Source organism: uncultured Dialister sp. (genome assembly GCA_900314595.1).
Classification (GTDB): Bacteria; Bacillota; Negativicutes; order Veillonellales; family Dialisteraceae; genus Dialister.
Map to the genome: position 1 here is coordinate 25,856 of OMVW01000015.1, position 11,050 is coordinate 36,905.

Below are 11,050 nucleotides of genomic sequence, written 5' to 3' on the forward strand. Positions count from 1 at the left end.
ATATGAAAAATCAGTCAAAAATGCCTGCCTATGCGGCAAAGGAAAAAAGGCTCGCCATCCTTTACATCCTGCCGGCACTCCTGGTCTTCGTCCTCTTCATGTTCTACCCCCTGGTCTATACGCTTTACCTTTCTTTCTTCAAGTGGAACATGGTATCCCCGAATATGAGGTTCGTGGGCCTTCGGAATTACATCAATCTCCTCACGGATCCGGTGACTGTGAAGATTGCGGAAAATACGCTCCTTTACATCGTAATCCTGGTACTCTTCAATTTCTTTCTCCCCTACGTCCTTTCCTATGTCAATACATTCCTCATGAAAACGGGCAAGCACGTGTACAAAGCGCTGCTTTTCTCGTCCTCCCTCATCGCCCTCGTAGTCGGGGCCATCCTCTTCCAGTGGATTTTCAACCCGGTCTCCGGACCCATCGGAGCCATTTTCAACGATATAGGCGTGCACCTGCCCGCCTGGTCGAAGACCCCGGGGCTCGTCATCCTGGTTATTTCCCTGGTGGCCGTGTACAAAGCTTTCGGCTACAATTTCCTCATCCTTCTCTCAGGCATGAACAATGTGCCGGAAGAGCTCATTGAGGCGGCGAAGCTGGAAAAAGCGCCCTCCAGCAATATTTTCACAAAAATCGTCATGCCCCTTACCTCCTCCACCGCCGTGTACATCCTCATCATGACCATCGTGCAGGGCCTGCAGTACGTATTCACGCCGATCAAAGTCCTCACCCAGGGCGGACCGAACGATGCGTCCTCCAACATCATCTACCAGGGCTATGATTACGCTTTCACCTTCTATGAAACCGGTATGGCCGCAGCGCTGGCCATTGTGACCATGTTCATCTTCTTCATCCTCCTCTACCTGGAATTCAGGTACGTAGAGAAAGGGGTGTACTATGAAAATTAACCATTCGGAAATCAAATGGCATGTACTTTTCATCATCCTGGTACTGCTCCTCATCTACCCCATCCTTTTCTCTCTTTCCACATCCTTCAAAACCATGAGCGAAGCCTTCTCTTCGCCCTCCCTCATCCCCTCGGCCCCCACGCTGGATGCCTATGAACGGGTCTTCACCACCATCCACTTCGCGCAGATCCTGTCGAATACCTTTATCATTGCAACCGTGGTGACCCTCTTCAAGCTGATCACCGGACTCTTCGCGGCTTACGCCTTCGTATTCTTCCGGTTCAAAGGAAAGACCATCCTTTATTTCCTCCTCATCAGCACTATTTTCATCCCCTTCACAGTGACCATGATTCCTAACTACATCACCCTTTCGAAAATCGGCCTTGTAGACAGCATCTTCGGCGTGGCCCTCCCGCAGCTGGCCGATGCCACAGGCATCTTCCTCCTCCGGCAGTACATGAAGGGCATCCCCCTCTCCCTCATGGAAGTGGCAGCCCTGGAAAAAACGAGCCACCTCACCCGTCTCCGTTCCATCGTGGTCCCCCTCATCCGGCCGGCCATCCTTTCCATCGGCATCATTTTCTTCATCAACTCCTGGAATGAATACGTATGGCCTGCCATCATCATCAAGAGCGAAGTGAACTACACACTGTCCCTGGCACTGCAGATGTTCGTCTCCTCTGAAGGCGGTACGGACGTACCGGTCACCATGGCCGTAGCTACGCTCACCATGCTGCTGCCTCTCGGCCTTTACTCCATCTGCCAGAAATTCATCATCGGCACCTTTGCCCAGTCAGGTATTAAAGGATAGGAAATATTATGTACAGTATCGAATTTAAAAATGTCTGCAAATCTTTCGGAAAGACAGACGTCATCAAGAACCTCTCCCTCTCCGTGGAAAAAGGAGAAAGACTCATCCTCCTCGGCGCCTCGGGCTGCGGCAAATCCACCATTCTCCGCATGATTTCTGGTTTGGAAACCATCACCTCCGGAGAACTCTACCTCAATGGAAAGCTCGCCAACAATATGGACCCCGGCGACAGGAATATCGGCATGGTCTTCCAGAACTATGCCCTCTTCCCTCACATGACCGTGGAAAAAAATATTTCCTACGGCCTTCGGGTCAACCATGTGGCAGAAAGTGAAATCAAAAAACGGGTGGGAGAAGCCGTGCGCATCCTCAACCTGGAAGGCCTCGAAAAACGTCTCCCCAGAGAACTCTCCGGCGGCCAGCGCCAGCGCGTGGCCCTGGCCAGAGCCATCGTCAAGCAGTCCGACTTCTTCCTTCTCGACGAACCCCTCTCCAACCTGGACGCCCAGCTTCGCGGCCATGCGAGAAAAGAGCTGGTGAAACTTCATGAAATGTACCACCAGACCATGATTTACGTCACCCACGACCAGATCGAAGCCATGACCGTGGGCCAGCGGATTGCAGTCATCAACAACGGAAATATCCAGATGCTCGATACGCCCCACCGCGTGTACCACCGCCCGTCGAACACCTTCGTGGCCAAATTCATCGGTTCCCCCTCCATGAACCTCATGGATGCGAAACTTTCCGGCAAAGAACTTCACATGAACGACAGTACTATTTCCATGAATAATGAATGGATGGACATCCTCACCGCCTCCGGCGCCGGAGAATTCCAGCTGGGAGTCAGGGCCGAAGATATAACCATCGTGCCGGACGCTGAAGAAGGGACCATCCCGGTCAAAATCAACTACCACGAAGACTATGGCAGCCGGGTGGCCTACTACTTTACCATCAACGGAGCAGAAGTCATCGCCATCATGCGGGAAGACGTACTGCACGGAGCCTCCACAGGCTACTGGAAAGTAGACCAGCGCCACTTCCACTTCTTCAATAAGGAAACAGGAAACAACACAGGCTATCCGGAAAGCGTGACCTTATGAAATATTTCATCAGCGACCTGATCGTGGGCATGGACAAATTCGCCGAATTCTCCGACTGGCTCCAGTCCGTGGGAGACCCGGACCTCGGCATCGAATACACCGCCTTCACCCACAGCAACAAGTACTGGCAGGAACTCACTGAAAAAGTACCCAAAACCACCTGTCCCATGACCTTCCACGGACCTTACGTAAAGATCGAAGCCACCTCGCCCCTCTACTCCCCGGACCACGCATGGCTCATGCAGAGCTATGAAAAAGTCTTCTCCCTGGCCTCAGCCAACAAGGTCCGCCACATCGTCTTCCATTATTCCCAGAAACAGTTCGACAAGGAAGACCTGGCAGAAGCGCAGCACAACGCATACGTGGTCATGAGAGACCTCACCGCCCTCTCCCACAGATACGAAGTGAACTGCGTGATTGAAAACCTCTGCCGGCAGAAAGAAAAAATCCACCTCTTCACCAACGAAGAATACTTTGACATATTCAAAAACATCCCCGATGCCGTCTCCTTAATCGACATCGGACACGCCAATGTAAACGGCCTGGATATCGAAAAATTCCTCGCCACCTACGGCAAACGGGTCAAAGGATTCCACGTCCACAACAACGACGGAAAGACAGACCAGCACCTGGACTACCACAAAGGAACCGCCAATATCCGGGAAATCATGCACTGGATTGCGAAATATACGGAAGATCCAAGTATCGTCCTCGAATACGAACCCCACGAAAAACTCACCCACCAGGAGCTTCTGGACGAAATCAAAGAACTCAGAAGCTGGATTCAGGAAGCGTAAGCATCTTTCCAGGGAAATACAACCGCCGCCCTTTCGGGCGGCGGTTTCTGCGTCCCGGGCAAAAAGCCGGGGAAAGGGGAAAGGGGTGGTGGCCGCCTAAAAATTTGAAGGCGGCAAGTATATATGGGGCCTTTGGCCCGCAAGTGTGCTGAAAGCGGTCCTGCCCAGGCGGTGGCTCTACAATTTCGACTCGCCCCTGTATTCCCGGCCGTGCGCGTGGAGCTGAAAAAGTGCAGTGTTCTAATGTGAAAGCCACATTTGTCTCTTCCGCCAGGACAGACTGACGAAACATCCTCGTACCGGATGTCACTACCGGTAAGCAGAAAGGCTCTTCCCTGGGGAGCTCCCGGACGCCGGATAACTGCAGCTGGCAGAAAAAGAGACCTTTGGTCTTTCAAATCCGCCTGTGCAGATCCCCCCATAAAAAATTTGCGGCGCATCAGCGGCACTCCTTCCCGAGAGTTCCGATACCCCCGGGATTCCCGACATCCCCGATTAAAAAGTCACTCGCCTATATCGTTTCCTTCCGACTATAAATCCGTCATCAATACTCCCGCCGCACCAGTGCTGACACTTTCCCGCAATCCGAAATCCCCAGTCCGATAATCGAAAAGGCTCAAATCACCGGATCTGAAAAACGACTCGAATAAAGACCAGCGGATAACTTCATTTCTACTCCGGAAAAAATCAGCATGATAACTTTTTTCGGAATTAATCAATCTTCTCTCTTGTATCACCCTTCAAATCCATATATAATAATTACGAAAAACATTAACTTGTTAGATTTTTTCGGAGTAAACTTATGGAAATCGCAAGAAACCATTACCTGCAGGAACTCCTCGACCGCCGTGAAAATGGATCCATCAAGGTCATTACGGGTCTTCGGCGTGCCGGTAAGTCTTATCTCCTGTTCCACATTTTTTATCAGTATCTTTTATCGGAGGGAATTCCGGAAGACCATATCCTCCGCATCCCTCTCGATGATGACGATTATGAAGAACTCCGGGAACGGCACGTTCTCAGCGCTTTCATCAAGTCAAAAATTACCGATGGAAATATGTATTATCTGCTGCTGGATGAAGTACAATTCTGCGAAAATTTTGAAAGTGTACTCAATGGTCTGTCCCGCAAAGAAAATCTGGATATCTACGTTACCGGCAGCAATTCCAGATTTCTTTCTTCCGATATCCTTACCGAATTCCGCGGCCGGGGTGATGAAGTACGCATCTATCCGCTGACTTTTGCTGAATTTACCGCTGCCTTTGAAGGGACGAAAGAGGAAGCCTGGCGCCAGTACCTGACCTACGGCGGCCTTCCCCAGATTCTTTCAAGAAAAACCGCCGCCCAGAAAGCATCATTCCTCTCCAACCTTTTCAACAGCACTTATATTAAGGATGTAGTGGACAGAAACCGGCTTCGTGGAAACGAAATACTCAGCGGCCTGGTGAATATTCTGGCCTCTTCCGTAGGATCGCTCACGAACCCTTCCAAACTGGCAAATACCTTTTCCTCCAACGGCATGGAAGTGACCGACAAGACGATTTCTTCCTATCTTTCGCTCCTTGAAGATGCCTTTATCATTGATAAGGCAAACCGGTTCGACGTCAAAGGGAAACGATATATCCATACGCCCTCAAAATACTATTTCACCGATGTGGGCCTCAGGAATGCAAGACTGAATTTCCGCCAGTATGAACCAAACCACCTGATGGAAAATATCATTTACAATGAACTCCTTTTCCGCGGATACAACGTGGATGTGGGAGTCGTTGAGAAATACAGCCGCAAAGACGGCCGGCAGACAGTGAAAACCCTGGAAATTGACTTCGTCTGCAACCAGGGCAGCTGCCGCTATTATATCCAGTCCGCATTCTCCCTGCCGGATCAGGGTAAAATGATGCAGGAAACCTCCTCTCTTGACCAGCTCAGTGATTCCTTCAAAAAAATCATCGTCACCGGAGATAATATGGAACCCTGGCATAATGATAAAGGCTATCTTTTCATCAACATTCTTGACTTCCTTCTGGATGCAAACAGCCTCGAGAAATAAATGCTCCGAAAAAAGTCAGCATGATAACTTTTTTCGGAGTAGAAATAGATTGCCTGTGATGGGAAAATGCATGAACCGCCCTCTAAATACCGAAACTGGCTCAAACCACAAAGCTGATAAATACCAGAAATCCCTCTCTTTCGAGAGGGATTTTTTCATTTCTGCCCGTAGTAGGCATTGGGTCCGTGTTTCCGTTCGTAATGTTTATCAAGGATGTATTGGGGAAGGCGTGCTTCCGGATTGAGGAGAGAGGTGTAGAGGGCCATGCGGGCCACTTCTTCGAGGACTACCGCGTGGTATACGGCTTCGTCTGCATTTTTTCCCCAGGTGAAGGGGCCGTGGCCTCCGGTGAGGATGGCGGGCACTTCGAGGGAATCTTTCCCGGAAGCTTTCACTGTTTCCACGATGACTTTCCCCGTATTTTCTTCATACCCCTTTTCTACTTCTTCAGCGGTGAGCATTCTCGTCACAGGGACGGGTCCGTGAAAATAGTCGGCGTGGGTGGTACCGAGGGCGGGTATGGGCTGTCCGGCCTGGGCAAAGGCAGCGGCGGAGGTGGAATGGGTGTGGACGATGCCTCCTATTTCCGGGAAGGCTTTGTACAGCACGAGGTGTGTGGGCGTATCCGAGGAGGGGCGGAGCGTCCCTTCCACGATACGTCCGGAAAGGTCCATCACCACCATATCTTCCGGTTTCATCGTATCGTATTCCACGCCGGATGGTTTGATGACGATGAGTCCTGTTTCCGTATCCCTGGCGCTCACATTTCCCCAGGTGTAGATGACCACATTCCGGGCCTTCAGTTCTTTATTGGCCCGGCAGACTGTTTCTTTCAGCGCTTCCAGCATCAGTCTTTTTTGTCCTCGTCGATGACCCATGCTTTTTCCGGAGCGAAGCGGATGAAGCTTTCTCCTTCATAAATGGTTCGGCCGGGGTCAAACATGTCGCAGATCCATTCTTTGCCCAGCTGATCTTTGGCAAAGTAGCGTACTTTTTCGCCGAGGAACATGGTATTCGTAATGGTCACGGGTACGTTGACCGCTCCGTCTTTCTTATCTTTTCCGATGGTCACGCATTCGGGGCGGATGGATGCGCAGTATTTCGCACCAATTTCGATGGAGCGGGTGGCTTTGATGGAAATATTTCCATACTTTACCGTATCTTCAGCGGCCCCTTCTACGGAGATGAGGTTGGTGGTGCCGATGAAGTCTGCCACGAAGGGGGTCTTCGGTTCGAAATAAATTTCCTGGGGCGTACCTACCTGATGGATGAACCCGTCTTTGAGGACTACGATTTTATCGGACATGGAGAGGGCTTCGGACTGGTCGTGGGTGACGTAGATAGTGGAAAGGTTCATTTCCCTCTGGATGCTTCGGAGTTCTACGCGCACCGTTTCGCGGAGTTTCGCATCCAGGTTGGACAGCGGTTCATCGAGGAGAAGGATTTCCGGGTCCATCACCAGGGCACGGGCTACAGCTACACGCTGCTGCTGACCGCCGGAGAGCTGGTTGGGGAAACGTTTTTCCATGCCTGTGAGCTGCATGAGTTCCAGTGCCTGGGCTACTTTTTTCTGTATTTCATCTTTGCCTCTCTTCTTCACCGTCAGACCGTAGGCAATATTGTCGAAAACGTTCATATGGGGGAAGAGTGCGTATTCCTGGAATACCATGGCTGTATTTCTGTTGTAGGGAGGAATGCGTTCGATGCGCCGGCCGTTCAGGAGGATTTCCCCTTCGTCCGGTTCATAGAAGCCGGCCACCATGCGAAGGAGTGTCGTCTTCCCGCAGCCGGAGGGTCCCAGGAAGGTGACGAAGTGGCCTTTTTCAATGGTCAGGTCTACGTCATGAATGACGTGGTTGCTGCCGAAATATTTATTGATGCCTTTCAGTTGTAAAACGATATCGCTCATATTTATCCACCTCTTGCATTACAGGTCAAAGATATTGATCTTATCCCGGAGAATCAGTTTCACTACGCCGAAGGTGACGTAGATTGTCAGCATCAGGCCTACGGCCGTAGCGCTGGCTGTCGGCAGGAATCCCTGGTTCGCCAGACTCATGATATTGATGGAAGCCAGGTTCCATTCTGGGGATACCAGGAAGATGACCGTACTCAATGTGTTCATGGAACGCATGAAGGAATAAACGAAGCTGACAGACAGGGAATTCTTCAGCATGGGCAGTACGATCCGCCGGAAGGTGGTGAAGCTGTTGGCGCCCAGGTTCGTGGATGCCTGTTCCAGAGAAGCTTCGATCTGCTTCAGCCCTGCCACTGCCTGGCGATAGCCTACCGGCAGCTGGCGGAGGGTCATACCGATGATGATGATAGCCAGGGTCCCGGTAAAGGAGAAAGGTTCCTGGTTGAATGCAAGGATGAGGGCCAGGCCGATAAAGGTACCCGGCAGAGATACAGGGAGCATAGCCAGGAAATCCATGACTGTGCGTCCCGGGAATTTCTTACGGATGGTCAGGAAGGCAAGGGCGATACCAAAGACCGTAGTCACTGCTGCAGTCACCATGGAAGCCACCCAGCTGTGGGCCATGACGTTCGAATGGACTACCCCTTCTTTGAAATACTGAAAGGTCAATGTATAATCGGCGCCGAAGGAAACGGTAAATGCATAGAGCACCACTACGCCTATAATCATAATGATAGCCAGGCAGAGGAGGCAGCAGAATGCAAAGAGCATCCACTTGGCCAGGGGACCGGCGGTGACCCGTGTGAGTCCCGCTACCGGCTTACCGGTGACCGTAACGTAGGAATTTTTCTCCAGATAATACCGCTGCACGAAGAAGACGATGAGCGTCGGAATGACAAGGAATACGGAGAATACGGCGCCCATGGGCATATTCCATTCGCCGGTAACCTGGGTATAGGCTTCGGTAGCCAGCACATGGTAGTTGCCGCCGACCAGCATCGGGTTACCGAAGTCGGCCAGGGAGTTGATGGCTACCAGAAGGAAAGCACTGGCGACCCCAGGAGTAGCCAGCTTCAGGGTGACCGTGCGGAAGAGGTACCATCCTTTAGCGCCCAGGTTCTGGGCTGCCAGCTCCAGATTCGGGCTGATGCTCTTCAGGACCCCGGAAATCGTGATGTATGCCAGTGGGAAGAAAGCCACCGTCTGGGCTACCCACAGGCCGATAGGCCCGTACAGGTCAAGCTTCAGATGGAGCAGGTGCCAGGTAATGAATCCGCGCCGGCCGAAAAGCATGATGAATGCCAGGCCGGTGACCACGGAAGGAGCCATGGTCGGCAGGAGGGCCACCACCTGGAAAATCCTCTTGCAGGGGATATCCGTATAATTGATGGCATAAGCGAAAAGGAAACCGAAAACAATGGCCGTGGTCGTCGCCACCAGGGAAGAAATAATCGTATGGCTGAAGACCTCGAAAAAGAGAGCACTGGAGACAGCCGTCTTCCAGTCCCCTGCCGACGGTACCAGCAGGATCTTCACAAAAGGATAAATGATGAAAAACGCAAAGAGCAGAAATACCACCGTAATGCTGATGAGAAGCGGCGGCTCCCGGAGGAGCACCTTCATTTCCGCTGACCAGCCTTTATGCTCGTGGCCCGTATCTTTTTCTTTCATGGCTCACCTCATGAAATTTCGAAAAAAAGTTACCTCCACCATCGGCGGAGGTAACAATGGAATCAAGACTACCTTAGTCAGCGAAGAACTTGTCGCAGTTAGCCTGCTTGTCAGCGCCGGCCTTAGCCATATCGTAAGCCTTGTACAGCGGGAGTTCCTTCAGCGGCTTCTGGCCTTTCGGCGGAGCTACATCCGGGTTGCAGGATACGCCATTGGTGCTCTTTACCATGATTTCTCCGGCCTTCTTGGTCAGGCAGAAATCAATGAATGCTTTCGCCACATTGTCATTGGCATGATTCTTGATCTTGGAAACAGGGCACAGCGTCCATCCTGCGTCATTATAAATGGTGCTGACCAGCTTCTGTCCCTTCTGGGAAACGAGCATCTGGTCGGAAATGAAGTTCAAGGTGATCAGGTATTCGCCAGCGCCTACCTTCTGTCCCGGAGTGAAGCCGGACGGAGTGTACTGAGCTACCTGGCCCTTCAGAGCTTTCAGGTAAGGCCATGCCTTGTCATCGCCCTGAGACTGGATGACGGAGCTGATGAAAGTGAGACCGGTACCGGACTTACGCGGATCCGGCATAATGATTTCACCCTTGAATTCCGGTTTCAGGAGGTCGTCCAGAGTCAGCGGAGGTTTCACGCCCTTCGGTTCGAATTCTTCCTTGAAACGTTTTTCATTGTAGCCGATAGCCATGACTTCCAGGTACGTGCCATACCAGTAACCATTCTTATCCTGGTATTCCGGGGAAATCATCTTTGCATTCGGGGACTTGTAAGCTTCGGTCAGACCTTCGGTCTTTGCCTTTTCATGAGCATCGGTGGTACCGCCCAGCCAGATATCTGCCTTCGGAGCATCTTTTTCTGCCTGGATACGGGCCAGCGCTTCACCGGTTGGGAGACGGATAAAGCTTACATCCGCACCGGTTTCCTTCTTGAATTCATCAGCCAGATCTTTTGCCGTATCTTCATGGAAAGATACGTACATAACCAGCTTTGCACCCTTCAAATTCTGTCCACTTGCTGCCTGCTGTTTGGCCTTATCGCCACCACCGCCGCCGCAGCCTGCTGCCAATAAAGTCATGCCAGCCAGCACACAAGCCGCCAGAGCCTTCCATTTCATACCTCTACATCTCCTTTACATTAATTTTACGAAACGGATTACCTGAATCAATTGTAGCATATTATAGATTTTTAGTATATAATCGTAAAAAATCTTGATAAACTGGTATATACCACCCATTGATTTATCCATTTTTCTCATACATAAAATTTACATGTAAAATTTTTCGTATATAAAAAGTAACGATTTTGTAAATGATTTACGCAATTATTACAATAAAAGCAATGGAAATAATCCTTTCCCCTGCAGAAAACAGAGGCCATCCGGTCATTCATCGAATGAAAAAGTATACACATGAAGTGAAAGAAGAAATAAGTATACCGGAAGCCGCTCATCCACGGCTCGCAATGAAATTCCGGCCGGGATAGACGGAAAAGCAGAGAAAAGGGGATGGGGATGGTTTCCTGCGGAAACCGATCTTTTATAATGCGCTACGCGCACGGGCCTCTGGCCATAAAAAAGTGGTAAGTGCGAAGTGATAAGTGGTAAGTGAAGGTGGCGGCCTGATAGCCGCAGATTTTTTATGGGGGATTTGCACAGGCGGAATGAAAATCCCGTACAAGTCGAAATGTTCAAGGCTCCCCAGGCTTACTATAAAACCATTATCCCGAAAAACCCAAAAAAGGGCGCACTTACCCCAGGGTCCATTTTTTAGCTTTTTTCAGT

The 11,050-nt window shown here is 50.9% G+C and carries 9 protein-coding genes; 5 read left to right on the plus strand and 4 right to left on the minus strand.

Annotated features, from left to right (window positions below; genetic code table 11):
• The first annotated feature begins 2 nt into the window (after nucleotides 1–2).
• The 5 genes from QZN42_RS05565 to QZN42_RS05585 all read left to right on the plus strand — a co-directional run bounded on the left by QZN42_RS05565 (nucleotide 3) and on the right by QZN42_RS05585 (nucleotide 5,672).
• Nucleotides 3–911 (plus strand): carbohydrate ABC transporter permease, encoded by a 909-nt coding sequence (locus tag QZN42_RS05565; RefSeq protein WP_296955080.1) that lies wholly within the window; start codon nucleotides 3–5, stop codon nucleotides 909–911.
• Complete coding sequence (locus QZN42_RS05570) at nucleotides 901–1,722, plus strand: carbohydrate ABC transporter permease (protein ID WP_296955082.1); 822 nt, start codon at nucleotides 901–903, stop codon at nucleotides 1,720–1,722. Before QZN42_RS05565 ends, QZN42_RS05570 begins: the two co-directional genes overlap by 11 nt.
• 8 nt (nucleotides 1,723–1,730) lie before the next feature.
• On the plus strand, nucleotides 1,731–2,825 hold the full coding sequence (locus tag QZN42_RS05575; RefSeq protein WP_296955085.1) for an ABC transporter ATP-binding protein: 1,095 nt from the start codon (nucleotides 1,731–1,733) through the stop codon (nucleotides 2,823–2,825).
• Entirely contained in the window at nucleotides 2,822–3,622 is an 801-nt protein-coding gene (locus QZN42_RS05580) for a sugar phosphate isomerase/epimerase (protein WP_296955088.1), read from the plus strand. Before QZN42_RS05575 ends, QZN42_RS05580 begins: the two co-directional genes overlap by 4 nt.
• Nucleotides 3,623–4,424: 802 nt before the next feature.
• The gene (locus QZN42_RS05585; RefSeq protein WP_296955091.1) at nucleotides 4,425–5,672 is read left to right on the plus strand and encodes an ATP-binding protein; all 1,248 of its coding nucleotides are present in this window, start codon (nucleotides 4,425–4,427) and stop codon (nucleotides 5,670–5,672) included.
• 155 nt (nucleotides 5,673–5,827) lie between these two features.
• Here QZN42_RS05585 and QZN42_RS05590 read toward each other — a convergent pair whose 3' ends face one another.
• The 4 genes from QZN42_RS05590 to QZN42_RS05605 form a co-directional block, all read right to left on the minus strand.
• Nucleotides 5,828–6,520: an L-ribulose-5-phosphate 4-epimerase gene (locus QZN42_RS05590; protein ID WP_296955094.1), complete on the minus strand. Its 693-nt coding sequence runs from the start codon at nucleotides 6,518–6,520 to the stop codon at nucleotides 5,828–5,830.
• Complete coding sequence (locus QZN42_RS05595; protein ID WP_296955097.1) at nucleotides 6,520–7,581, minus strand: ABC transporter ATP-binding protein; 1,062 nt, start codon at nucleotides 7,579–7,581, stop codon at nucleotides 6,520–6,522. Before QZN42_RS05595 ends, QZN42_RS05590 begins: the two co-directional genes overlap by 1 nt.
• An 18-nt stretch (nucleotides 7,582–7,599) precedes the next feature.
• Nucleotides 7,600–9,261, minus strand: coding sequence for an iron ABC transporter permease (locus QZN42_RS05600; protein ID WP_296955100.1), 1,662 nt, complete (start codon nucleotides 9,259–9,261; stop codon nucleotides 7,600–7,602).
• A 73-nt stretch (nucleotides 9,262–9,334) separates the two neighbouring features.
• Nucleotides 9,335–10,384 (minus strand): ABC transporter substrate-binding protein, encoded by a 1,050-nt coding sequence (locus tag QZN42_RS05605; protein ID WP_296955103.1) that lies wholly within the window; start codon nucleotides 10,382–10,384, stop codon nucleotides 9,335–9,337.
• Nucleotides 10,385–11,050 lie beyond the last annotated feature (666 nt).